The sequence below is a fragment of the Aromatoleum diolicum genome, assembly GCF_012910955.1.
Taxonomy (GTDB): domain Bacteria; phylum Pseudomonadota; class Gammaproteobacteria; order Burkholderiales; family Rhodocyclaceae; genus Aromatoleum; species Aromatoleum diolicum.
This window is the reverse complement of the sequence record NZ_WTVQ01000014.1, coordinates 17,928-41,130: the sequence shown is the minus strand read 5'-3', so window position 1 is coordinate 41,130 and position 23,203 is coordinate 17,928. Positions and strand designations below refer to the sequence as shown.

Below are 23,203 nucleotides of genomic sequence, written 5' to 3'. Positions count from 1 at the left end.
TTGCATGCTGGCGTTGCTCCGCTTCAGCAATCGAAGCTGTTCACTTAGGAATCGGCGAATATTCCACCGGTACCCAGCTGTAAATACCTTTGCCGTCGGCACGCACGTGTCCGATGCCGGGGAAGGGCAGGTGCATGCCCGCAACCAGCGTCTTGCTCGCCGCCATTGAGTACATGATGCTGCGGCGCGTGGCGATTGCCTGCGTCTGATCGAAGTCGAATTCGATCGATACGCCGGGCTGGGCAAACTGCACCGCATGGGCATGCACGAGGTCACCCCAGATCAGCAGCTTCTGCCCCGCCGACTCCACCGAAAACGCCGTATGTCCGGGTGTATGCCCGTACGCCTTGACCGCGCGAAGACCGGTAACAAGCTCAGTACCTTCGGCGAAGGTTCTCCATTTTCCGCGTGCCTGGTAAGGGGCCGCGGTCTCACGCGCAATCTTGAAGAAACCCTGCATCTCCGGCGTCGCAGCGGCCGCGGCTTGCGGCGACATCCAGAAGTCGTGGTCGGTCAGAGAAACGAACACGGTCGCGTTCGGGAACACCGGCGGGCTGGTCGGATCGCCGAGGCCGCCGATGTGGTCCGGGTGCAGGTGTGTGACGATTACGGTATCGACCTGCGCCGGGTCGTAGCCTGCAGCCTTCATGTTGTCGATCACGTAGCCCAGTCCCGGTCCGAACAGCTTGGCCGCCCCCGCATCGACCAGCACCAGATTTGTCCCGGTATTGATCAGATACGCGTTCACCGCGGTCTGCATCTTGGGATTTCCGACGAACATGCGGGCGAGCATGCGGTTGAGGTCTTCGGGGTTGGCGTTCTTAAGTAGCTTGGTATCGAGTTCGATCGCGCCGTCGTACAAGGCGGTGACCTCGAACTGCCCCAACATCGTGCGGTAGTAGCCGGGCACCTGCGTCTTGATCATCGGTGCTTCGGCCAGCGCCGGAGCGCTCGGTGCGATGACGAGGAGTGCAGCGCTCACGGCGAGGATCCGCTGGAGGGCTTTGTACATGAATCAATCTCCTGAAAATTGCAATGAATACGTCATGGAAGAATAACGCAGAATCCCGCTCGGGCAGGAAGGACGGCCCTTCGGCAAGGCCGTCCGGTCATGCTCAGCGGCTGATCGGCTTGTAACGGATGCGCTTCGGTTTCGCGCCTTCCTCGCCCAGCCGCTTGCGCTTGTCTTCCTCGTACTCCTGGTAGTTGCCGGCAAAGAAAGTCCATTGCGAGTCGCCTTCGGCTGCAAGGATGTGGGTGCAGATGCGATCGAGAAACCATCGGTCGTGGCTGATGATCAGCGCGCAGCCCGCGAATTCCAGCAGTGCATCCTCGAGCGCGCGCAGCGTCTCGACGTCCAGATCGTTCGACGGTTCATCGAGCAACAGCACATTGCCGCCGGAGATCAGCGTCTTGGCCAGATGCAGGCGGCCGCGTTCGCCCCCCGAGAGATTGCCGACAATCTTCTGCTGGTCGCCGCCCTTGAAGTTGAAGCGCCCGATATACGCGCGACTGGGCATCTCGAAACGGCCGACGGTCAGTATGTCGGCACCGTCGGATATCGCTTCGAACACCGTCTTGTCGTTCGCCAGTCCTTCGCGCGACTGATCGACCGCAGCAATCTTGACCGTCGGCCCGACCACGACTTCGCCCGAATCCGGCGATTCCTTGCCTTCGATCATCTTGAACAGCGTCGATTTGCCGGCGCCGTTCGGACCGATGATGCCGACGATCGCCCCGGCAGGGATGCTGAAGTTGACGTTATCCATCAGCAGCTTGTCGCCGAAGGCCTTCGATACGCCATTGAACTCGATGACCTTGTCGCCCAGACGCTCGCCGGGCGGAATGAAAATTTCCTGCGTTTCGTTGCGACGCTGGTAATCGACGGTGGTCATCTCGTCGTAGCGGGCCAGACGCGCCTTGCTCTTGGCCTGGCGTGCCTTCGGGTTGGAGCGCACCCACTCGAGTTCCTGCTTCATCGCCTTCATGTGCGCGTCGACCTGCTTCTGCTCCTGTTCGAGGCGCTCTTCCTTCTGCTCGAGCCAGGACGAATAGTTGCCTTTCCACGGAATGCCATGGCCACGGTCGAGCTCGAGAATCCATTCGGCGGCGTTGTCGAGGAAGTAACGGTCGTGGGTGACCGCGACCACCGTGCCGGGGAAGCGGGTGAGGAACTGCTCCAGCCACTCCACCGATTCGGCATCGAGGTGGTTGGTCGGTTCATCGAGCAGCAGCATGTCCGGGCGCGACAGTAGCAGTTTGCACAGCGCCACCCGGCGCTTCTCGCCACCTGACAGGTTGCCGATCACGGCGTCCCACGGTGCGAGGCGCAGCGCATCGGCAGCGATCTCCATCTGGTTCTCGATGTCCGATCCGGAAGTCGCGAGGATGTTTTCATACTTGGCCTGCTCTTCGGCAAGCTTGTCGAAATCCGCGTCCGGTTCCGCATAGGCCGCGTAGATTTCCTCGAGTTTCTGGCGCGCTTCCATGATCTCGCCGAGACCGGACTCGACTTCTTCCTTTACCGTCTTCGCAGGGTCGAGCTGGGGTTCCTGCGGCAGATAACCAATGCGGATGCCCGCGAGATGCTGCACCTCGCCGTCGTATTCCTTGTCGGCGCCCGCCATGATGCGCAGCACCGTCGACTTGCCCGAGCCGTTCAGGCCGAGCAGGCCGATCTTTGCGCCCGGGAAGAAGGAGAGGGAAATATCCTTGATGATCTGCCGCTTCGGCGGCACTACCTTGCTCACGCGGAGCATTGACATGACGTATTGGGCCATTGGATCTTGTGTCGTGAAAACCGATATGATGAAGTTTGCAAAGGATACCTCAAGCCTGCGCCCACTTGGTCCGGTGCGCGGTGGCGCAGAATCCCCCATTGGTGACGCAGTGTGGGGGTTTATCCATGCTCAGAGGTTCGCGTGGCCGCGCAGCAGCCAGCAAGTTGTCGCGCTGCGCCCAGGCATGGAGGTCTCGACATGGCCGACGACAAGAGCATCGTTGCGACATCCGGCGCCTTAGGACGCTGGTCGCCGGGCGTCGTGACCTTGACGCTTCTGGCGTTGACCCTGTCGATCCTGGCATCCGCGGTAGTATGGAAGCAGCTCTCGGAACGTCGCCACCGCGAAACCGCCGTGCATTTCGAGACCCACCGTGCCGAAATCGCGTTGCGCATCGACGAGCGTTTTCGTGGATACCGGATGTTGCTCCGTGGCAGTCAAGCGCTTCTGAGTGACTCGAAAGACATCGATCCTCGCACCCTGAAGAATTACCTGCGTTGGTTGCGGTTCGAGGAGGATTACGCGGGGATACAGGGGATCGGTTTCACCATGTGGATAGAGCCCGTGGCACTCGAAAGTCATGTCCGGGCGATGCGCCGCGAAGGCTACGAAAACTATCAGGTGTGGCCGACGGGGCCGCGGGATGGCTATTCGAGCATCATCGTGCTCGAGCCTTCCGACTGGCGAAACCAACGTGCTATCGGCTACGACATGTATTCCGAGGCGGTGCGACGCGAGGCCATGGAGCGCGCAATGCGCACCGGGCAGGGCGCCTTGTCAGGCAAGATCACCTTGGTGCAGGAAACAACCGACGATGTGCAGGCAGGGGTTCTGCTCTACATGCCGGTGTTCGCCCAAGGGATGCCGGTTGCGAGCGAGGCCGAGCGGCGGGCGGCGCTCCGGGGCTGGGTCTACATGCCTTTCCGGATGTCGAATCTAATGCGGCAAATGTTCGTGCAGCATCCGGATGCACTCCGGATACAGATCTTCGATCAGGCCGAGGGGCCCGCCTCCATGCTGTATGACAGTCACCCCGGCAGGCACGACGCTGCGTCGGGCTTGGTCAGTGTCGAGCACATCACGCTCGCCGGGCGCGACTGGCTCGTCCGGATCGAGGCGCTGCCGGGCTTTGCTCCGGAAGTCGACGCCAAACAGGCGGAACTTGTCTCGATCGTGTTGATGGGTTTGTTATTCGTCGTCGCAACATGGTTTTTCTCGCTCACACGCGAACGGGCCCGAATACTCGCTCGGACGACTGATTCCCTGCGTCGCAGCGAGGCTCGATATAGCGCACTGGTGAATCTTGCTCACGATGGCATCGTTGCCACCGATACGGAGCTGCGATTGACCTTCGTAAACCCGGGGTTCCTGCAAATGGTGGGGGGCGAAGAATCGAGCCTGCTGGGGCGGCCGCTCGACGAGATGTGGTCTGGTGACGGACAGGAGAGTCATGAGCAGATCCTGGCGCGCCTTCAGGACGGACAGGGCAAACGCTATGAAGTGGAGTTCGTGCGAGGTGACGGCAAGCGGCTCACCGCACTTGTGTCGGACGCCCCACTGAATGACGGGTATGGCTCGATGAGGGGGGCAATCATCCTGCTGTCCGACATCTCGGAGCGCAAGGAGGCCGAGCGCCGTATCGCGCACATGGCTTCGCACGACGCACTGACCGGCGTACCCAATCGCCTGATGTTCGACCGGCTGCTCGCGCACACGCTGGATCAGTCCCGTCGCTATCAGCATCACTTTGCCCTGCTGTTCGTGGATCTCGATCACTTCAAGCAGGTCAATGACCAACTCGGGCACCACGTTGGTGACATGCTGTTGATCGAAGCCGTCAAGCGCATGCAGGGATCAATTCGGTCCTCCGATACGCTGGGACGACGAGGTGGCGACGAGTTCGTAGTGCTGCTCCCCGAGACCGCTCTTCGGCACGATGCGGAGATCGTCGCCGAGAAAATCCGCACAGCACTGGAGCAAGAATTCATTCTCGAGGGGCATCAAGTGCAGATCTCGTCGAGCATCGGCATTGTGCTCTATCCCGAGCACGGTACCGACGGGGATACGCTGCTGCGCCGTGCCGACGAGGCGATGTACCGCGCCAAGGGCGGTGGGCGAAACCGCTCACACTACTGCGGCTGAGCCGCAGTGGCATAACAGGCGTTAAGCGGTCTTCTCGTCGAGATTGATGTCGGCGATCAAGTCGTTTGACAGCCGCTCAAGGTCAGCCTGCAGGGCGCTGGCGTCGAGATGTTCATCCGCCCGGAGTTCGGCTTCGGCGTGGAACAGCGTTTCCGACGACATCGGCGCGCTCGACGTGTAGGTCGTCAACTTTTCGACGTTGACCCCATGACGCGCAAAAACCTGCGAAATCTCCCGGACGATTCCGAGTCGGTCGTGACCGACCAGGCTGAACGACAGGTGCCGGTTGCGGACACCCGCTGCGGCCGTTCCATCGGGCGAAGTCTCGACGATCACCGTCAGTGCCGGAATCGCAATCAGCGCAGCCTGAAGTGCCGGCGCATATTCGGGCGCAACACTCAGCTTGAGTACCCCCGCAAACTTGCCCGCGAGCTGCGCCATCGACGACTCCAGCCAGTTACCTTGGTGCGCCGTGATGACCGACGAAAGCTGCTCGACGAGGCCGGGGCGATCATCTCCAATCAGGGTGAGAACGAGAAATCTTGTCACAGCCTTGACTCCAGTTGGTTTGAGCTGAGGATAGTGCCGGATACTTCCCGCAGACGTCGGGCGACTCCGCTCAATCGACTTCGACCAGTGCGATGAGTTCTCCCTGATCGATAGGCTCCCCTTCGTCAACTTTCATTTCGACCACAGTTCCCGAATGCGGGCAGGGGATGTCGAGCGCAACCTTGCCCGTCTCGAGCACGATCAGCGTATCGTCGAATTTGACCGTCTCGCCAGCGCATACCAGGACGCTCTGCACGAATACCTCGCCGGTCCGGCAATTGCCGCAACTGTCCCAGCACTCCGGGTATTTGGGCATGCGAACCTCGAGTATTTTCCCCATTTCGGTTACTTCCCGCCTGGTGTGGTGGACACACTACCGACGAACATCACCGAGTCAAAGGTTCGCTTGAGGAGCTTGCTGTAGAACTGGGCCATGGTCACCCCATCCTCGAACTGCACCATGTCGCCGCGGACAATTTTCATCCGGGCGGTCGCAATCCAGTAACTCCTTCCCGCTTCATCCACTTCGATGTAGGTGTATTCATTGGCATCGATCGCGTCGAGCGCAACACCAGTGCGCTTTAGGGCGGCGGACTGTTCGACGCCGGGCCGCATCAACTGCATCGCTGCGTTGGGGGAAGGGTGCCCCGGTGGAGGTGCTGCCTCGACGCTGAAGGCGGCGGCAAGAAACAAACCTGCAGACATAATGCAGAATGCTCTTGTCACATGACATGGCGGCATTGCAGCCGGCGGGCAGGGGGTGTTCATACTGCATCCCGGTAAACAACTAAGGCTATCAGTCTACTCCCCTACCAATCGTTTCGCACCCGGCCCCCCCCATCGTTTAGTTGTAACGGGGTGCAAGATTCACTTTTCGACAAAGGCCCGTTCGATTACGTAGTCACCCGGCTCGCCGATATGGCGCGATACCTTGAAGCCACGTGCATCGAGCAGGGTGCAACAATCCTTGAGCATCGCCGGGCTGCCGCAGATCATCACGCGATCGACCGCAGGATCGAGATCGGGCAGGCCGATATCGCGAAACAGCTTTCCGGTTTCGATCAGGTGCGTGAGGCGTCCCTGATGGATAAAGGGCTCGCGGGTGACCGTCGGGTAATAGATGAGTTTTTCTCGCGCCCATTCACCGAAGAATTCGTGTTCCGGCAGTTCGCGGGTAATGAAGCCGCGGTAAGCGAGTTCCGAAACCGTCCGAACGCCGTGAATCAGCACCACACGCTCGAATCGGTCGTAGGTTTCCGGATCCTGGATGACGCTCATGAACGGAGCCAGACCGGTGCCCGTGGCAAGCAGGTACAGATGCTTTCCGGGCTTCAGATCGTGCAGTACGAGAGTCCCGGTAGGTTTCTTGCTGACGACAATCGGATCCCCTTCCTTCAGGTGCTGCAGGCGTGAGGTCAGGGGGCCGTTTGGCACCTTGATGCTGAAGAACTCGAGGTGTTCCTCATGGTTCGGGCTGGCGATGCTGTATGCACGAGTCAGCGGTCGACCTTCTACTTCAAGCCCGATCATGACGAACTGACCATTCACAAAGCGCAGACCGCGGTCGCGGGTGGTGCGAAAGCTGAATAGCGAATCGTTCCAGTGATGGACGCTCAGGACTCGCTCGGTAGCCAGGTTGCTCATCGATTTGTCTCAGCCAGAATGGGAATGAGAGCAATTGTAATTAGGGCTATCGAACTAATGGATGGATAATTCTGATATTAAATATCCAGAAAATCGATATGCGGTACACCCTTCGTCAGCTCACGATTTTTGTTGCGACCGCACGGATGGGTAGCGTGTCCCGCGCGGCCGAAGCCCTCTCGATGTCCCAGTCGGCAGCCAGTAGCAGCCTGGCAGAGCTTGAGCGCCAGTTCGACGTACACCTTTTCGATCGGGTAGGGAAGTCGCTTCGGCTCAACGAACTTGGTGAGAAGCTGCTGCCCCGTGCGGTGGATATCCTGGCGCGCGCCGACGATATCGACGATTTGCTGCATGGGCGCAAGGGGTTCGGTAGCATGCAGATCGGTGCAACGCTGACGATCGGCAACTATCTCGGGACCCTGATCGTCGCGACCTTTCTCCAGCGTCACTCGGAAAGCAGGATACGCCTGAGCGTGCACAACACGGCGACCATCATCCATCAAGTGGCAGGTTTTGATCTCGACATGGGAATGATCGAGGGTAGCTGCCACCATCCTGACCTCGAAGCCGTCCGCTGGCTGGACGATGAACTGGTAGTATTTTGTGCGCCGTCGCATCCGCTCGCCGAGCGTCGCCGCGCAACGATTGAGGAGTTGGTCGAGCAGCCCTGGATCTTGCGCGAAATTGGTTCCGGCACGCGGGAAACATTCGACGACGCGATACGCCACGTAGCTCCGCGGATCAATGTGCGACTGGAGCTAGAACACACCGAGGCGATCAAGCGTGCAGTGGAGTCCGGCTTGGGTCTCGGTTGCATCTCGCGACTCGCGCTGCGCGAAGCCTTCCGGCGCGGAAGCCTCGTGCCGATTGAAACACCTGCGCTCGACTTGCGCCGGTCCTTCCATTTCCTGTGGCACAGGCAGAAATTTTTGACACCGGGGATGCAGGCGTTCATCTCGCTATGTCGGGAGATGACGGCGGGAGCACGTCGCAGCGACGAGATTCCGCTGGGCTATATTCCGTAACTGGACGACTGATCTATCGCCGCGCCGCGCGATCGTGGCTACAGGGAAATCCGGTGCCGCGTTGTGGTGCCGGTTCGCCGCCCTCTGACGCAGTGTGTCGATCGTATCCGCCAACACGGCAAAGGGAGCGAAACCTGCCGCCCCCGGTCGGCGGTTCTGCGTTTTTAAGTTTGCAGGCTCTTGTCGATCGGTACGGCGGCTTTGGCATCCGCCACGACTTTCGGCATGTCACGCTCGGGCATGTAGGAGGCGACCTGGCACGCGACCGCTGCAATGTACGGAATGCACTGCAGCGCGAGGATTCCGACCCACAATTGCACTTCCAGGTCGTCATAACCACGCAGTGACACCATCACGCCCGCGCCGCATATCAGCGCGAACAGCAGGCCGATTTCCTCGCGAATCGGGGAGAAGAATGCGAGCGTGCCCTTGTCCTTCCAACCCTTCGGTGTACGTACAAATTCGCCGCGACGCTTGACGATGCCGGCGAACACTCCGCGCGCAATGGCGTGGGCCATGCCAACCGACAGAATCGAGGCGCCCAGAATATCCTTCCATGGGGCGTCCATCGTGCGCCGATAGAGGATCGGTCCAAGTGCCGCCTTGAATGCCATGAAGGCCAGGATCGGCATTGCAAGCGAAGTCACCGGCAAGCCGAAGGCCTTGGGCAGGAAAAGCATCCCGACCGTCCACGCAAGGCTGGCGAAGGCAAATACGAGTTGCAGGGCATCACCCAGCCATGCGAACCAGCCGGTCAGAAAGTGGTAGCGCTGCGCGATGTTGAGGCGGCTGCGGCCGATCATCGCCGGCAGGTGGTGCTTGAGAATTTGCATCGCACCAAAGGCCCAGCGGAAGCGCTGGCTCTTGATCGCGGCAAAGTCCGACGGTGTCAGTCCGCGGCCGAGAATATGGTCGACATAGCGGGTGTCGTAGCCTTTTTCGATCAGGCGCAAGCCGAGTTCGGTGTCTTCGCAGATGCACCATTCCGACCAGCCGCCGACGTCATCGAGCGCAAGGCGGCGCACCAGCGTCATCGTGCCGTGCTGAATCAGCGCATTGCGTTCGTTGCGGTGATGCATCCCGATGCGGAAGAAGCCGTCGAACTCCCAGTTGCACATGCGGCGGAAGGGTTGGTTTTCCCAGTCGCGGTGAGCTTGCGGGGCCTGCACGACGGCGACTGAAGGTTCGTCGAAGTGCGGAATCAGGCACGACAACCAATCGGGCGATACGACGTAGTCGGCATCGACGACGCCGACGACTTCGGCGCGCGGATCCGTTTGCTCAAGGCCAAAGTTAAGCGCCCCGGCCTTGAAGCCCGGCCAGTTCTCGAGGTGGAAAAAGCGGAAGCGCGGGCCGAGTTCGGCGCAACGTTTCTCCAGCGGTTTCCAAAGTGCTTCGTCCTTGGTGTTGTTGTCTAGCACCAGCACTTCAAAGTTGCCGTACTGCATTGCGGCGAGACTGTCGATGGTCGCAATGACCATTTCCGGCGGTTCGTTGCAGCATGCGAGGTGGATCGACACGAATGGTTCCATGTCTGTCGCATGGGGCGGAAGCGGCAGGAAGCGCCGGGTCCATTTACGCTTGAACAGAACTTCGCCGAATTCGAAGCCGTGCGACAAGAGCACCGCGATGGTGAGGACGGTGGCGCCGATCAACATTGCCAGCCCGATCAGATCGCGCTGCGTGAGGTAATAATCCGCGGGTACGTTCAATCCGATGACAAGCGTGGCGGCGCAGGCCTGCACCAGACCGGCCAGCCACAGGCGCCCGAATACACTCCAGTCGCGTAGCAGGAACGCGATCAGGAACATTGGCAAAAACGCGATGGCCGCTGCCATCCGGGCTTTCTCGTGCCAGCGGACGTCTTTCACCACGAGACCGTCCAACGGGAATTTTGCCTGCCGCTCCGCGTTGAACATGCCCCAGTAGGCCCCAGCCCAGCCTTCGATTTCGATCTTCCACGGCTGGTCGATCGCTTCCATGATGAAGTAGTCGAGATCCGCTGTGCGCGGATGCGCGAGGAACTCCCGGATAAATCGGGCCTGATTTTCCCGCGAGGCGACCCCCTTGGTTTCGCCGCCACCGAGGCTGTCCATGACTGGCCCACGGCTTGGCCAGCCGATTTCACCGATTACGATCTTCTTCTTCGGGAATCTCTTCGCGAGTTCGTCGTAGCGCATCATGGCGTAGTCGACGGCGTTTTCAACCGGTACGCCTTCGTGGTAGGGCAGCAGATGGACAGTGATGTAGTCGACGCTGTTGACAAGCTCGGGGTTTTTGAGCCAGACATGCCAAGGCTCGGCTGTCGACACCTGCTTCTTCAGGCGCTTGAGCGCCTTGCGTGCCTTTTCGAGGTGAACCGCCAGTTCCTTGACGCTCACGTCGCCGCGCAGCAAGGCTTCGTTGCCGACGATGACGCGGTCGATGTGGCGGTACTTCCGCACCGATTCGATCAGGGCATCGACTTCCTGCCCGTTCTTGGCCTCATCCGCTGAAATCCACGCGCCGGCGGTCACGGTCAGCTTGCGCTGGGCGGCAAGTCCGATGATCGCCGGATTATCGAGGCTGCCGTAGGTGCGGATGCTCTCGGCTGTCAGTGTGAGGAGATCAAGATCCGCGCCAATCTCGGCCTCAGTCGGAAAGGTGCCTTGAAGCGGGCTTTGATCACGCTGGAATGGACTGTAGGCGTAGCCGTGGATGCTGTTTGCGGCGCCGACGAACTCGGTGCCGCGGTTCCATCGTTCAGCTATCAGATACTGCGCACCGGCAATGATGCCGGCAAGGAGAAGCGCTACGATAATTCGGTAGATCAGCGAAGCGACATTTTTCATCAGGATCGTTGTCCCATTGAGGGCTGGAGCGAACGCTGCGCATCAACGACCCGGTCCGGGGCGTCGCAAGCGCGATTTGGCGCAGTGCAAAAAATCATTCCGGGTCGGCGGTGTGACACAATTGACGCGAACACGACTCGATACTGGATGGGCGCGGAGTTTATGCGCTTTTTCAGTTGCTTAGCAAAGAGATTGTGAGCTAATTTGCAACACGCAACGGGCGTGGCGGCGGGTGCTTGATTTGTAAGGAAAAACAGTCTTGGCGGGAAATGTTTTGCAAAAATATGGCAGTGCAAGAAAACTGCTGATGGTGACTTCGTTGGTGCTCGGTCTCGTTCTGTGGCTTCGCTATGGCGTGCTCGAGTCCGGCGTATTGCCGAGTAATTGCGGTACGACGTTTGCCGAGGGCCTTCAGGGGGCGTGCCTGGCGAAATGGCTACTGGTGCAGTCCTTCATGCAGCAGCGCTTGGGCTGGCTGAGTCTGACTCTGGGCCTTGCAGCTTTTGTCCTGCGCCGCAGCCCGCTGGCATGGGGTGGCTGGATCAGCGGGTTGGCGGGACTGGTGCTGTACAACTTCGATTACGCCGCAGTCGGGGCGTTGTTGTCCTTAGTTGTCCTCGTGCGCGCTGGCTCGCAGGGTTGGGGCCGCCAACAGCAGTCCGGTGACGAGCCAGCCGATGGCTTGGGGATTGGCAGGTTCGGTTAGCCAGCGGCCGATGACCGACACGACGATTACCCAGGCGCACACACGCTCCTCGGTTTCATGGCGACTGGTGGATAGCCAGCCAATCACGCCGAAAATCAGTGCCGGCACGAAATAGAGCAGGGTCGGAAAATCGCGATAGCGCGGATCCGCGAAAAGCAGCACCGCGGCCACCGCAGCGGCAAACAGGAGCACACCCCTTAGCAGTCCAAGCGCTGTTCCGGCGTTCAGATTACCAATGCTCCATGTGCGCAGATGTGCCCACGCCTGCGCAACCGGGAGAAGTGGGCTCGTCTTGGCGGCCCATCGCGCGGTGATCAGTGGGACCAGCGCAGCGAGCACCGCCAAACCTCCGAGCGCCATCCATTCGAAGGTGTCGCGGTACGCGACATGAGCATGTTCCCATTGCAGTGTCGCAACCAAGCCTACGGTCGCGCCGACAAGGACATTTGCGGCGAGACGCAAGGGATTGCGGGCGGTACTTGCTGCCAGCAGCAGGCACAGTAGAGCCCCGAGACCCGCGGCGGTCAGCAGCGTGCCAATATTTGTCCGTTCGAATACAGGACCCGCGAGAGGAAATTTTGGGGACAGGCTTGTATCGAGCATGCCCCAGTAACCCCCGACGGTGCCTTCGAGGCGGCGTTTCCAGGGCTGGTCAATGGCTTCGATGAGGTTGTAGTTCCAGCCCTTCGCATGGGCGAGATGGACGAACTCGCGAATGTATCGCGCCTGATTGACTTGTGAGGGCTCCGAATCCTGGCGCTGCCGTCCCGCGCTAGGCCAGCCTGTCTCGCCAATCATTAACGGTTTGTCGAAATGCTGGCTGACTTCCTCGAACACTTTGCCCACGTGGCTCACGGCATCATCGATCGCAACCGGATGGTCTTCCCAAAAGGGCAATATGTGCACCGTCACCAAGTCCACCGCTTCGGAGAGCTTGGGATGTTGCAGCCAGAATTCCCATACATCGGCATAAGTGACGGGCACCATGACGCGGGACTGTGCATAGTCGATCAGGTCGCGCAATTCGGTTTCCGTACGCTCTCGGCGTAGCAAGACCTCATTTCCGACAATCAGCACGCTCACTACATCGGCATGGTCGTTCGCAAGCTGGATAGCGCGTTCGAGCTGCTGAAGGTTGCGTTTCGGGTCTGCATTGATCCACGCCCCCAAAAGAACCTTCAGGCCGGCGGCGCGCGCGAGCTCCGGAACCAGCTCGAGCCCCTGATCGACCGAGTAGATGCGCACGCAATCCGTAATGTGCGACAGCGCGGCGAGGTCTGCGGCTATCTGTTCGCGCGAAATCATCAGCTTTTCGTCAAACGGCGTCTGCCCCGGTAGCCTATACGGCGCGTAGGACACACATTTGAGGCGTTCGCCATCGGCGAGGTGCAGATCGTGCATCGGGACAGGCTGCATCTGGCGGGCGAGCACGATCCCAAGCACGAGCAAGGCGACAAGGTGCACGAACAGCAGGGCACGCCAAGGGGCTGCAAGGTTACGTGGCGTTTCGGAAGCTGGCATGTGTCAGGGGAGCCGTCGGTTCGATGGTCGAAAAAAAGCCACGCCGGGAATGGCGTGGCTTCGGTGCGAAGCGGGGCGATTTTAGCTCGCGTAATCTTCCATCGGTACGCAGGCGCAGAACAAATTGCGATCGCCATAAACGTCGTCGATGCGATTGACGCTTGGCCAGAATTTATTTTCCGCTACCCAGGGCAAAGGAAAGGCTGCCTGTTCGCGGGAATAGGGACGCTTCCATTCCGCACTGAAGAAGTCCGCCTGGGTGTGCGGGGCGTTCTTCAGCGGGTTGTCCTCGGCGGGCAGCTTGGCGTTCTCGATCTCGCGGATTTCGCCGCGGATCGCGATCATCGCGTCGATGAAGCGGTCCAGTTCGCCAAGGTCTTCCGACTCGGTCGGCTCGACCATGATGGTGCCCGCCACCGGGAAGGACATCGTCGGTGCATGAAAGCCGTAATCCATCAGGCGCTTGGCGATATCGACCTCGCTCACGCCTGTGCTTGCCTTGATCGGGCGGATATCCAGAATGCACTCATGCGCAACGCGGCCCTTGGATCCCGTGTAGAGCACGGGATAGTGCTCGCCGAGGCGGTTGGCGACGTAGTTGGCATTGAGAATGGCAACTTCGGTGGCGCGCTTCAAGCCTTCGCCGCCCATCATTGCGATATACATCCAGGAAATCGGCAGAATGCTCGCCGAGCCGAACGGTGCAGCACTGACAGCACCCTGGCCCTTGTTCGGACGGTCGGCGTTGCCGGTCGCCGCGACGACGTGGTCGGCCATGAACGGCGCAAGGTGCGCTGCCACGCCGATCGGACCCATGCCCGGTCCGCCGCCGCCATGAGGGATGCAAAAGGTTTTGTGCAGGTTCATGTGGCTCACGTCGGCACCGATGGTCGCGGGCGAGGTGAGGCCGACCTGCGCATTAAGGTTGGCGCCGTCCATATATACCTGGCCACCTTGCTGATGCACGATGGCGCAGATCTCGCGGATCGACTCCTCGAACACGCCGTGCGTAGACGGATAGGTAATCATCAGCGCAGCGAGGCGATCGGCGTGCTGCTCGGTCTTCGCCTTGAGGTCGGCGAGATCCACGTTGCCGTTGTCGTCGCACGCTACGACCACCACTTCCATGCCACACATCTGTGCGGTTGCCGGATTGGTGCCATGAGCGGACTTCGGAATCAGACACACCTTGCGATGCGTGTCTCCCCGGCTGGCGTGGTAACGCGAGATCGCGACCAGCCCGGCGTATTCACCCTGCGCACCGGAATTCGGCTGCATGCAGATCGCCGGGAAGCCGGTCACCGCCTTGAGGTAGTCAGCAAGGCTCTCGATCATCTCGATGTAGCCGCCGGCCTGCTCGCGCGGGGCAAAGGGATGCAGGTTGGCAAACTCCGGCCAGGTCACCGGAATCATCTCGCTGGTGGCGTTGAGCTTCATCGTGCAACTGCCGAGCGAGATCATCGAATGGTCAAGTGCGAGGTCGCGATTTTGCAGCTTCTTCAGATAGCGCAGCATCTCGTGTTCGGTGTGATGGGTATTGAACACCGGATGCTTCAGGATTGCATCGCCGCGCAGTAGTGCGGCGGGAATGGCCCCGCCACCGGCACGGACCTTTGCATCAAGGGGGGCTATCTCGTCGTTGGCGTCGAACAGTCGCAGCAGGGCTGCGATGTCGTTGACAGTCGTGGTTTCATCTACGGAAATGCCGACCACGCTATCGGAAACCTTGCGCAAGTTGAAGCCGGCCGCATCACAGGCGGAGAACAGTTCGGCGGTGCGCGCCCCTGTCGTGACCTGCAGCGTGTCAAAGTAGGCGCCCGCGGGCAGCGTGAAACCGGCCTCACGCAGGCCTTCGGCGAGGATTGCTGCCAGTCGATGAACGCGTGCCGCGATCGTGCGCAGGCCTTCCGGGCCGTGGTACACGGCGTAAAAGCCCGCCATGTTGGCGAGCAGGACCTGTGAGGTACAAATATTGGAGTTGGCCTTCTCGCGGCGGATGTGCTGTTCACGAGTCTGCAGCGTCATGCGCAGCGCGGTCTTGCCGCGTGCATCTTTCGATACGCCGATGATGCGCCCCGGCATCGCCCGGACGTTGGCTTCGCGGGTGGCGAAGAACGCGGCATGGGGGCCGCCGAAGCCCATCGGCACGCCAAAACGTTGCGCAGAACCGAGCGCGATGTCGGCACCCATTGCCCCGGGCGACTTGAGCAGCACGAGCGCCATCAGGTCGGATGCCACCGCCGTCACCGCAGCTTTCGCCTTCAAGGCCGCAATGGTGTCGGTAAGGTCGGTGATTTCGCCTCGTTCGTTCGGGTATTGCAGCAGCGCGCCGAACACCTCATGCTTGACCGCATCGAGCGCCGGGCCGAAAACCAGTTCGAACCCGAAGAAGCCGGCACGGGTCTTCACCACGTCGATGGTCTGCGGGAAGCAGGCTTCGTCGACGAAAAAGGCATTCGACTTCGCCTTGCTCACGCGACGTGCCATCGTCATGGCTTCGGCGGCGGCAGTCGCTTCGTCTAGCAGCGACGCGTTCGCAAGTTCGAGTCCGGTCAGGTCGATGACCATCTGCTGATAATTCAGCAGCGCCTCCAGACGTCCCTGGGCAATTTCCGCCTGATACGGCGTATACGCGGTGTACCAGCCCGGATTTTCCATCACGTTGCGCAGGATCACCGCGGGGGTATGGGTGCCGTAGTAGCCCATGCCGATCAGTGATTTCTTTATGACGTTCTTCGCCGCGATGGCGCGCAGGCTCCCCAACGCTTCGTGCTCCGGCTTCGCGCCCGCCAGCGGCAGGGGGGCCGCAAGGCGAATGGCCGGTGGAACGGTCTGATCGATCAGCGCGTCCAGGCTTGGTGCGCCCACGGCAGCGAGCATCGTCGCGATTTCACCCGCATTGGGGCCGATATGGCGGCCAATGAAGGCGTCGCGCTGCTCAAGTTGCGAGAGCGGGGCGTTGAGGACAAGAGGGAGGAGGGTGTTCGACATGTCGAGGGGCTCGGCGGGGATGTCCCGGACCCCGCGCGGCAGATCCGGGAAGTGAGAACTTGGGGAGGTCAGGCGTTGGCCACGGCTTCGTAGCCGGCGGCGTCGAGCAGGCCAGCTAGGTCGCTGGCGTTGTCAGGCTTGATCTTAAACAGCCAGGCGGCATAAGCGTCAGCATTCACGGATTCTGGTGCATCGACCGCGGCCTGATTCGATTCGACGACCTCGCCGGCGACCGGCGCGTAGATGTCGGATGCCGCCTTGACCGATTCAATCACCGCGCAGGCTTCATTCGCAGCGATTTTGCGGCCAGCGTCAGGCAGTTCCAGGTAGACCACATCACCGAGCGCCTCCTGCGCGTGATCGGTAACGCCGATGGTCAGAGTGCCGTCGGCTTCGACGCGGATCCACTCGTGGGACTTGGTGTATTTCAGGTCGGCGGGAATATTGCTCATGTGAGGCTCCAGAGTATGGTGTGTTCAAGGGCCGGGCCTGGCGCCCGGTATCGGGTTATGTTTGTGACTCGACTTGCTGCGTGTCGCAGTCCGCGATCAGACGAGCGCCTTGCCGTTGCGCACGAAGGGCAACTTAACCGTGCGTGCTCTGAGACGGCGGCCACGAATGTCCACCTCGACCTGTTCGCCCGCTTCGACGTCGAGCGGCAGGCGGGCAAAGGCAATTGATTTTTCCAGTGAGGGCGAGAAGCTGCCGCTGGTGGTTTCGCCTTCGCCGTTGGCGGTAAAGACCGCCATGTGGGAGCGCAACACGCCCTTGTCCTCAAGGATCAGACCCAGCACCTTGCGGGCCGCGGGATTCGCCAAAAGGGCCGATTTGCCGACGAAATCGCGCGTCTCGTCCTTCAGGTCCACTGTCCAGGCGAGCCCCGCATCAAGCGGTGAAATGCTGTCGTCCATGTCCTGACCATAGAGATTCATACCGGCCTCCAGGCGCAAGGTGTCGCGTGCTCCCAGTCCGCAGGGCTTTACGCCAGCGGTCGCGAGCGCATTCCAGACAGCTTCGGCACGCTCAGCCGGCAGGGTGAGTTCAAAGCCGTCCTCCCCGGTGTAGCCGGTGCGGGCAATCATCAGATCACCAGCGTTCGCAGCGGAAAAAACCGTGAGCGCCTCGCTCGCCGCGCGCGAGCCGGGCAGGGCTTGCCAGGTCTTTGCTCGCGCGTTGGGTCCCTGCACCGCGATCATGGCGAGATCCCGACGGCTATTCAGCGTCACGTTCGCACCGGTTGCCGCAATGCGCTGGCGCATCCAGGCGACGTCCTTGTCGGCGGTGCCGGCGTTGACGACGATGCGATAGGAATTCGGCGTAAAGAAATAGACAATCAGATCGTCTATCACGCCGCCGTCCGGGTTCAGCATGCAGCTATAAAGCGCCTTGCCGGCTTGCTTCAACTTTGCGACGTCATTCGCAAGCAGACCGCGCAACCAGGACGTCGCATCCGGCCCGTCGAGGTCTAGCGCGAGCATGTGGGACACGTCAAACATCCCCGCATCGCGTCGCACAGCGTGGTGCTCTTCGATCTGTGAGCCGTAATTCACCGGCATGTCCCAGCCGGCAAAGTCGACCATCCGGGCGGCAGCAGCGACATGGTTTGCATGAAGCGGGGTTTGTTTGGGCACAAGTGGCTCCTGGAGTTCGGAATCGATTGTCGAGGTTTCAAAAGCGAAATGGGGCGAGGCCCGTTTCGTCGAGCGTCGCCCCATCTGTCCTTTGTACCTGAGAGATTCCGGCGTTTGGCCGGGTGCCCCTTCGGTGGATGCGCCGGCTACCGCAGTCGTCTGCGTCGGCCCGCATCGCTCTCCAGAATTGCGTTCTGTCGGCGGTCCTTTTGCCTGAGCGATTCCGGGGGGTTACGCCTTCGGCGACTCTCTGGGAGAGTTCTCTCCCGCGCGACTCGCGGACGATAGCATCCTGGCACGGGGACTGGCAACGGGTAGAGGCGCCAGTTTGCTATTATAAAAGCACATTAATCGACCCTTATGACAGCGCTGACGGCAAGTGACGTACCCATCCCATGATTCTTAATGCCGACCTTCATTGCCATTCGACCGTCTCCGACGGCTGGCTTACTCCCACGGAAGTGGTGCGACGCGCAGCGGCAAATGGGGTCAGTCTGCTTGCATTGACGGATCATGACGAAGTGGGGGGGCTCGATGAAGCAAAGGCCACGGCGCACGAACTCGGCATAATGCTGGTTCCGGGGGTCGAGATCTCGGTAACTTTCCTGGAGGAAACGATCCACATCGTTGGCTTGGGTATCGATCACTACAATCCACAGCTCCTTGACGGATTGCGGCAGGTGCGCAGTGGGCGCGATCAGCGCGCGGTGCGGATGAGCGAGGCGCTGGACGCGATCGGTATTCACGGTGTGCTGGAAGGTGCCCGCCGCTTCGCCCGCAACCCGGCCCTCGTTGGTCGCGCGCATTTCGCGCGCCACCTTGTCGCCAGCGGGTTGATGCCGGACGTGAATACCGTGTTCCGTTACTACCTCGCGCGCGGCAAGCCAGGCTATGTTGCGCACACATGGGCGATGCTGGAGGATGCCGTTGGCTGGATTCGCACCGCGGGCGGCCTTGCGGTAATTGCACATCCGGCGCGCTACCGCCTGTCCGATCATGACATGGACACGCTTTTCGATCGCTTCGTTGCCTGCGGTGGCGAGGCGGTTGAAGTAGTATCCGGTGCGCATACCGAGGCGGAAGTGCTCAAGTTTGCGAGCATCGCTCGTCGCCGCGGGCTGCTTGCATCGCGGGCGTCGGATTTCCATGGCGAGAAAGAAAGCCCGGTGGACCTGGGGCGCTGTGACCCGCTGCCACCTGACCTGACGCCCGTTTGGTCAAAACTCATTTAGCGCGCGCCCACGTGCAAGCAGAACAAAACAAGAAGATCTTTCATGGCACAGTATTTTTCGCTGCACCCCGAACATCCGCAACCTCGCCTGATCCGTCAGGCTGCCGAGATCATGCGCGCAGGCGGTTTGGTGGCGTTCCCCACCGATTCCGCTTATGCACTGGGGGGCGTCACCGGCGATGCCGATCTGCTGCAACGCATTCGGCACCTTCGCGACGTCGATGAACGCCACCATTTCACGCTAATGTGCCGTGATCTGTCGGAGATCGCGACCTACGCGCGCGTTGATAATGCGCAGTATCGCTTGCTCAAGGCGACAACACCCGGCCCCTATACCTTCATCCTTGAAGGAACCAAGGAGTTGCCGCGGCGCATGCTGCATCCCAAGCGCAAGACCATCGGTCTGCGTGTCCCTGATCACCCGGTGGTTGCCGCCTTGTTGCAGGAATTGAACGAGCCCATCCTCACTTCGACCTTGCTGCTGCCGGACGAGGACTTGCCGCTGACCGACCCGGAAGAAATACGCGATCGGCTCGAAAAACAGGTGGACCTCGTGATCGAAGCGGGTTTCTGTGGCCCAGAAGCCACCACGGTGATCGACCTGACCTCGGGTGCGCCGCTTCTGGTGCGCGCGGGGCGCGGCGACCTCGCTCCGTTCGGGCTTGAAATAGACTGATCGGCGGCAGTGCCGTAGGGTTCTGCTCCTGCGCCCTGCGCGACGCGTGAGGCACCCCCTTGCTCTGCTAGAATGACGCGTTTTACGCCGTGACGTCATGGATTCGTTGATCCCCACCCTTGCCATCTGGGCATTGCCCGTGTTGCTCGCCATCACGCTGCATGAGGCAGCGCATGGCTACGTGGCCCGCTATTTTGGCGACCCGACTGCGGATCAGGAAGGGCGCATTACGCTCAATCCGTTCAAACACATCGATCCCGTCGGTACATTGCTGGTGCCGGGCGCAATTCTCGCGCTCAGTTCCCTGTTCGGTGGCGGCGGCATGTTGTTTGGCTGGGCCAAGCCGGTGCCGGTAAATTTCAGCCGCCTTCGCAAACCCAAGTCCGACATGCTGTGGGTCGCGGCAGCCGGTCCGTTCGTGAATTTTTTGATGGCGCTCGGCTGGGCCCTGCTGGCGAAGATTGCGCTCTCCAATCCACAAAGCGATTACGCGATGCCAATGCTCGAAATGGGCAAGGCTGGCATGCAGATCAACACGGTGCTGATGGTGCTCAATCTCCTGCCGATCCCGCCACTTGATGGGGGGCGCATTGCAGTGAGCCTGTTGCCGCATCGTCTCGCCTGGCAGTTCTCGCGAATCGAGCCCTATGGCTTTCCGATCCTGCTGTTACTGCTATTTACCGGTATCCTCGGGCAAGTTCTTTGGCCGCTGATGGCTCTTTTTCGTATTTTTCTCGCGACGCTTTTCGGGTTTTAGACATCATCATGTACGCAGAACGCGTTCTCTCTGGCATGCGCCCGACCGGGCGACTCCATCTCGGCCATTATCACGGCGTACTCAAGAACTGGGTCAAGCTTCAGGAAAGCTACCCCTGCCTGTTTTTCGTCGCCGACTGGCATGCGCTGACCACCGCCTATGACAGTCCACAGGTGATCGCCGACAGCGTCTGGGAGATGTTGATCGACTGGCTCGCAGCGGGCGTCGATCCGTCGAAGGCGACGATCTTCATTCAGTCGAAAGTACCCCAGCACGCGGAACTGCATCTGCTGCTGTCGATGATCTCCCCCGTCGGCTGGCTTGAACGGGTGCCGACGTACAAAGACCAGCAGGAAAAGCTTGCCAGCAAGGATCTGTCGACCTATGGCTTCCTCGGCTACCCTTTGCTGATGTCGGCCGACATCCTGCTCTACCGGGCCGACAAGGTTCCCGTAGGCGAGGATCAGGTGCCGCACGTCGAGTTCACGCGAGAAATCGCTCGGCGCTTCAATCACTTGTTCGGCCGTGAGCCCGGTTTTGAGGACAAGGCCAGGGAGGCCGTCAAAAAACTTGGTGGCAAGACGGGCAAGCTGTTCGAGGAATTGCGCAAGCGTTTTCAACAGGAAGGCGACGGCGATGCGCTCGAGCAGGCGAGAGCGATATTGCGCGAGCCCGGAAGCGTGGGCCATGTCGATCTCGAGCGCCTGCATGGTTATCTCGAAGGCAGCGGCAAGATGATCCTCGTCGAACCCGGTGCGCTGCTGACCGAAGCTGCCCGCATGCCGGGCCTGGATGGACAGAAAATGTCCAAGAGCTATGGCAACACGATATTCCTGCGCGAGGAGCCGGATGCTGTCACGAAAAAGATCCGCACGATGCAGACCGATCCGGCACGCGTGCGCCGCACCGATCCGGGCGATCCTGAAAAGTGCCCAGTATGGCAGTTTCACGTCATCTATTCCGATGACGACACGCGCAAGTGGGTTCAGCAGGGCTGTCGCAGCGCGGGTATCGGGTGTATCGAATGCAAGCAGCCCGTAATTGACGGCGTGCTCAAAGAGCAAGTCGCGATGCGCGAACGTGCACAACCGTACATCGAAGACCCGGCACTGATGCGTCGCATCGTTGCGGAAGGTTGTGAACGGGCGCACGCGCTTGCGGAGGAAACCATGCGTGACGTGCGCGAATCGATGGGACTATCGTATCGCTAAGGGCGATGGTCCGGCGGGCGCATTCCGGATTTCGCTCCAACGAGCCGGAATGACGCGGTGTCACGGGCGTCGGCGTGTTGTGAAGGTTTTCGCACCATGAATTTTCCGCTCGAGCTTGCTCCGGTCGAAACGGTCGCCCAGATTGAGGCGGTGGCGCGCCTGTACGGCGAGCCGCTACTCGAACTGCCAAAAGATCTCTACATTCCGCCGGATGCACTGGAAATTTTCCTCGAGGCCTTCGAGGGGCCGCTCGATCTGTTGCTCTACCTGATCCGCAAGTCGAACCTGAATATCCTCGACATCCCGATGGCGCCATTGACCGCGCAGTATCTGGTTTACGTCGAGGCAATGCGGCGACACAATCTCGAACTTGCTGCCGATTACCTGCTGATGGCCGCGACCCTGCTCGAGATTAAGTCGCGCATGTTGTTACCGCGCCCGCCGCGTGACGCGCCGGACGAGTCCCTTGATCCTCGTGCGGAACTGGTGCGGCGCCTGCTTGATTACGAGCAGATGAAGATGGCTGCCGCCCGGCTCGATGCATTGCCGCGTGTCGATCGCGATCACGAGTGGGTAAGCATCTTCGTTGCGGAGAAGATCGTTGAAAGGCTACCGGAAGTCAGTCTTCACGATTTGCAGCTTGCTTGGCTCAAGATCATGAAAAAGGCGCGGCTGACGCAGCATCATCAGGTGAGACGGGACGAGCTATCGGTTCGGGAACACATGACTGCGATCCTGCGCAAGCTGTCGGACGGCGCTTTTGTGGTTTTTGATACGCTGTTCGAGCCGGCGCGCGGACCGGCCGGGCTGGTTGTAAGTTTTCTCGCGGTACTCGAGTTGGTCAAGGAGAAACTTGTGCAAGTGGCCCAGAACGAGCCCTTTGCACCGATATACGTGAAACTTGCCGATGCAGCCAACGACACCTGAGGACTTCAAGCGGGTCATCGAGGCAGCGTTGCTTGCGGCAAGCGTGCCCTTGCCGGTAACCGATCTGCGACAACTGTTCGACGTCGATCCGGGGCACGATTTCATCCGACGCCTGCTCGACGAGTTGCGTGGCGACTGGTCGGATCGTGGTGTGGAGCTGGTCCAGCTGGCCTCAGGCTGGCGTTTCCAGACGCGCCCCGAGTACCAAGTCTTTCTCGATCGCCTCAAGCAGGAAAAACCGCCAAGATACTCGCGCGCGGTGCTGGAAACGCTGGCAATCATCGCCTACCGTCAACCCGTTACGCGAGGAGATATAGAAGACATTCGCGGCGTGGCGGTTTCCCCGAATGTTCTCAAGACACTGGAGTCGCGAGGCTGGGTCGATATTGTCGGCCATCGTGACACCCCCGGTCGCCCGGCACTATTTGCGACCACGCGGCGCTTTCTCGATGACCTCGGGCTCAGAAGCCTGACCGAGCTGCCTGCGCTAACCGAAATTGAAAGGATCATGGATCTTGTCGACACCAAAGAAATCGAAGCGGCCGCTGCGGCCGCCAATGAAGAAAAACACTGAGTCCGCG

The 23,203-nt window shown here is 60.5% G+C and carries 20 protein-coding genes and 1 riboswitch; of the genes, 9 read left to right on the top strand and 11 right to left on the bottom strand.

Translation table 11 applies throughout. From position 1 onward, the window contains the following. Positions 1–40 precede the first annotated feature (40 nt). Together GPA25_RS10145 and ettA are read right to left on the bottom strand one after the other, a co-directional pair. A complete protein-coding gene (locus tag GPA25_RS10145) occupies positions 41–1,012 on the bottom strand; it encodes an MBL fold metallo-hydrolase (protein WP_169260261.1) in 972 nt (323 codons plus the stop codon). Positions 1,013–1,115: 103 nt separating this feature from the next. Beyond that, positions 1,116–2,780: an energy-dependent translational throttle protein EttA gene (gene ettA, locus GPA25_RS10140; protein ID WP_169260260.1), complete on the bottom strand. Its 1,665-nt coding sequence runs from the start codon at positions 2,778–2,780 to the stop codon at positions 1,116–1,118. Positions 2,781–2,978: 198 nt separating this feature from the next. Here ettA and GPA25_RS10135 point away from each other — a divergent pair, with 198 nt between their 5' ends. Beyond that, positions 2,979–4,922 (top strand): CHASE domain-containing protein, encoded by a 1,944-nt coding sequence (locus tag GPA25_RS10135; RefSeq protein ID WP_169260259.1) that lies wholly within the window; start codon positions 2,979–2,981, stop codon positions 4,920–4,922. A gap of 21 nt (positions 4,923–4,943) precedes the next feature. Here GPA25_RS10135 and GPA25_RS10130 read toward each other — a convergent pair whose 3' ends face one another. The 4 genes from GPA25_RS10130 to GPA25_RS10115 all read right to left on the bottom strand — a co-directional run bounded on the left by GPA25_RS10130 (position 4,944) and on the right by GPA25_RS10115 (position 7,115). Beyond that, positions 4,944–5,471, bottom strand: a complete 528-nt coding sequence (locus GPA25_RS10130; RefSeq protein ID WP_169260258.1) for an ACT domain-containing protein — start codon at positions 5,469–5,471, stop codon at positions 4,944–4,946. Between the two features lie 70 nt (positions 5,472–5,541). Then, entirely contained in the window at positions 5,542–5,787 is a 246-nt protein-coding gene (locus tag GPA25_RS10125; RefSeq protein WP_246265569.1) for a biotin/lipoyl-containing protein, read from the bottom strand. Positions 5,788–5,816: 29 nt separating this feature from the next. Next, a complete protein-coding gene (locus tag GPA25_RS10120) occupies positions 5,817–6,176 on the bottom strand; it encodes a hypothetical protein (RefSeq protein WP_169260256.1) in 360 nt (119 codons plus the stop codon). A 162-nt stretch (positions 6,177–6,338) separates the two neighbouring features. Then, positions 6,339–7,115, bottom strand: coding sequence for a ferredoxin--NADP reductase (locus tag GPA25_RS10115; protein ID WP_169260255.1), 777 nt, complete (start codon positions 7,113–7,115; stop codon positions 6,339–6,341). Positions 7,116–7,213: 98 nt separating this feature from the next. On the opposite strand from GPA25_RS10115, the gene GPA25_RS10110 reads away from it, so the two are divergent. Then, complete coding sequence (locus GPA25_RS10110; RefSeq protein WP_169260254.1) at positions 7,214–8,140, top strand: LysR family transcriptional regulator; 927 nt, start codon at positions 7,214–7,216, stop codon at positions 8,138–8,140. Between the two features lie 164 nt (positions 8,141–8,304). On the opposite strand, the gene GPA25_RS10105 is transcribed toward GPA25_RS10110, so the two are convergent. Then, the gene (locus GPA25_RS10105; RefSeq protein ID WP_169260253.1) at positions 8,305–10,971 is read right to left on the bottom strand and encodes a glycosyltransferase family 2 protein; all 2,667 of its coding nucleotides are present in this window, start codon (positions 10,969–10,971) and stop codon (positions 8,305–8,307) included. Between the two features lie 307 nt (positions 10,972–11,278). Between GPA25_RS10105 and GPA25_RS10100 the strand changes: the two genes are divergently transcribed. After that, positions 11,279–11,677 (top strand): hypothetical protein, encoded by a 399-nt coding sequence (locus GPA25_RS10100; protein WP_211163043.1) that lies wholly within the window; start codon positions 11,279–11,281, stop codon positions 11,675–11,677. Here the strand turns inward: GPA25_RS10100 and GPA25_RS10095 are convergent. The 4 genes from GPA25_RS10095 to gcvT all read right to left on the bottom strand — a co-directional run bounded on the left by GPA25_RS10095 (position 11,579) and on the right by gcvT (position 17,769). Further along, positions 11,579–13,198 (bottom strand): glycoside hydrolase family 17 protein, encoded by a 1,620-nt coding sequence (locus GPA25_RS10095; RefSeq protein ID WP_169260252.1) that lies wholly within the window; start codon positions 13,196–13,198, stop codon positions 11,579–11,581. The genes GPA25_RS10100 and GPA25_RS10095 overlap by 99 nt on opposite strands. A gap of 81 nt (positions 13,199–13,279) precedes the next feature. Next, positions 13,280–16,189, bottom strand: coding sequence for an aminomethyl-transferring glycine dehydrogenase (gcvP, locus tag GPA25_RS10090; protein WP_169260251.1), 2,910 nt, complete (start codon positions 16,187–16,189; stop codon positions 13,280–13,282). A gap of 68 nt (positions 16,190–16,257) precedes the next feature. Then, entirely contained in the window at positions 16,258–16,641 is a 384-nt protein-coding gene (gene gcvH, locus GPA25_RS10085) for a glycine cleavage system protein GcvH (RefSeq protein ID WP_169260250.1), read from the bottom strand. A gap of 96 nt (positions 16,642–16,737) precedes the next feature. Beyond that, a complete protein-coding gene (gene gcvT, locus GPA25_RS10080; RefSeq protein ID WP_246265582.1) occupies positions 16,738–17,769 on the bottom strand; it encodes a glycine cleavage system aminomethyltransferase GcvT in 1,032 nt (343 codons plus the stop codon). 243 nt (positions 17,770–18,012) lie between these two features. Then, a riboswitch (glycine riboswitch) is annotated at positions 18,013–18,099 on the bottom strand. 116 nt (positions 18,100–18,215) lie between these two features. Here gcvT and GPA25_RS10075 point away from each other — a divergent pair. The 6 genes from GPA25_RS10075 to scpB all read left to right on the top strand — a co-directional run bounded on the left by GPA25_RS10075 (position 18,216) and on the right by scpB (position 23,196). Continuing rightward, positions 18,216–19,052, top strand: coding sequence for a 3',5'-nucleoside bisphosphate phosphatase (locus GPA25_RS10075; protein ID WP_169260248.1), 837 nt, complete (start codon positions 18,216–18,218; stop codon positions 19,050–19,052). Positions 19,053–19,094: 42 nt separating this feature from the next. Next, positions 19,095–19,727 carry an L-threonylcarbamoyladenylate synthase gene (locus GPA25_RS10070; protein WP_169260247.1) on the top strand — a complete coding sequence of 211 codons (633 nt, stop codon included), beginning with the start codon at positions 19,095–19,097 and terminating at the stop codon, positions 19,725–19,727. A 97-nt stretch (positions 19,728–19,824) separates the two neighbouring features. Continuing rightward, positions 19,825–20,484, top strand: a complete 660-nt coding sequence (locus GPA25_RS10065) for a site-2 protease family protein (RefSeq protein ID WP_169260246.1) — start codon at positions 19,825–19,827, stop codon at positions 20,482–20,484. Between the two features lie 8 nt (positions 20,485–20,492). Then, positions 20,493–21,695, top strand: coding sequence for a tryptophan--tRNA ligase (locus tag GPA25_RS10060; protein WP_169260245.1), 1,203 nt, complete (start codon positions 20,493–20,495; stop codon positions 21,693–21,695). Positions 21,696–21,791: 96 nt separating this feature from the next. Further along, positions 21,792–22,622: a segregation and condensation protein A gene (locus tag GPA25_RS10055; RefSeq protein ID WP_169260244.1), complete on the top strand. Its 831-nt coding sequence runs from the start codon at positions 21,792–21,794 to the stop codon at positions 22,620–22,622. Continuing rightward, positions 22,603–23,196, top strand: a complete 594-nt coding sequence (gene scpB / locus GPA25_RS10050) for an SMC-Scp complex subunit ScpB (protein ID WP_169260243.1) — start codon at positions 22,603–22,605, stop codon at positions 23,194–23,196. The genes GPA25_RS10055 and scpB overlap by 20 nt, the downstream gene beginning before the upstream one ends. Positions 23,197–23,203 lie beyond the last annotated feature (7 nt).

What these genes read in the sequence shown, in the direction of transcription:
- GPA25_RS10145 (WP_169260261.1), bottom strand. Translation starts at nt 1,012, where the DNA reads ATGTACAAAGCCCTCCAGCGGATCCTCGCCGTGAGCGCTGCACTCCTC.
- GPA25_RS10120 (WP_169260256.1), bottom strand. Translation starts at nt 6,176, where the DNA reads ATGTCTGCAGGTTTGTTTCTTGCCGCCGCCTTCAGCGTCGAGGCAGCA.
- GPA25_RS10115 (WP_169260255.1), bottom strand. Translation starts at nt 7,115, where the DNA reads ATGAGCAACCTGGCTACCGAGCGAGTCCTGAGCGTCCATCACTGGAAC.
- GPA25_RS10100 (WP_211163043.1), top strand. Translation starts at nt 11,279, where the DNA reads ATGGTGACTTCGTTGGTGCTCGGTCTCGTTCTGTGGCTTCGCTATGGC.
- GPA25_RS10065 (WP_169260246.1), top strand. Translation starts at nt 19,825, where the DNA reads ATGGATTCGTTGATCCCCACCCTTGCCATCTGGGCATTGCCCGTGTTG.
- gcvT (WP_246265582.1), bottom strand. Translation starts at nt 17,769, where the DNA reads ATGGTCGACTTTGCCGGCTGGGACATGCCGGTGAATTACGGCTCACAG.
- GPA25_RS10105 (WP_169260253.1), bottom strand. Translation starts at nt 10,971, where the DNA reads ATGAAAAATGTCGCTTCGCTGATCTACCGAATTATCGTAGCGCTTCTC.
- GPA25_RS10070 (WP_169260247.1), top strand. Translation starts at nt 19,095, where the DNA reads ATGGCACAGTATTTTTCGCTGCACCCCGAACATCCGCAACCTCGCCTG.
- gcvP (WP_169260251.1), bottom strand. Translation starts at nt 16,189, where the DNA reads ATGTCGAACACCCTCCTCCCTCTTGTCCTCAACGCCCCGCTCTCGCAA.
- GPA25_RS10110 (WP_169260254.1), top strand. Translation starts at nt 7,214, where the DNA reads ATGCGGTACACCCTTCGTCAGCTCACGATTTTTGTTGCGACCGCACGG.
- GPA25_RS10135 (WP_169260259.1), top strand. Translation starts at nt 2,979, where the DNA reads ATGGCCGACGACAAGAGCATCGTTGCGACATCCGGCGCCTTAGGACGC.
- gcvH (WP_169260250.1), bottom strand. Translation starts at nt 16,641, where the DNA reads ATGAGCAATATTCCCGCCGACCTGAAATACACCAAGTCCCACGAGTGG.
- GPA25_RS10075 (WP_169260248.1), top strand. Translation starts at nt 18,216, where the DNA reads ATGATTCTTAATGCCGACCTTCATTGCCATTCGACCGTCTCCGACGGC.
- ettA (WP_169260260.1), bottom strand. Translation starts at nt 2,780, where the DNA reads ATGGCCCAATACGTCATGTCAATGCTCCGCGTGAGCAAGGTAGTGCCG.
- GPA25_RS10095 (WP_169260252.1), bottom strand. Translation starts at nt 13,198, where the DNA reads ATGCCAGCTTCCGAAACGCCACGTAACCTTGCAGCCCCTTGGCGTGCC.
- GPA25_RS10125 (WP_246265569.1), bottom strand. Translation starts at nt 5,787, where the DNA reads ATGCCCAAATACCCGGAGTGCTGGGACAGTTGCGGCAATTGCCGGACC.
- scpB (WP_169260243.1), top strand. Translation starts at nt 22,603, where the DNA reads ATGCAGCCAACGACACCTGAGGACTTCAAGCGGGTCATCGAGGCAGCG.
- GPA25_RS10055 (WP_169260244.1), top strand. Translation starts at nt 21,792, where the DNA reads ATGAATTTTCCGCTCGAGCTTGCTCCGGTCGAAACGGTCGCCCAGATT.
- GPA25_RS10060 (WP_169260245.1), top strand. Translation starts at nt 20,493, where the DNA reads ATGTACGCAGAACGCGTTCTCTCTGGCATGCGCCCGACCGGGCGACTC.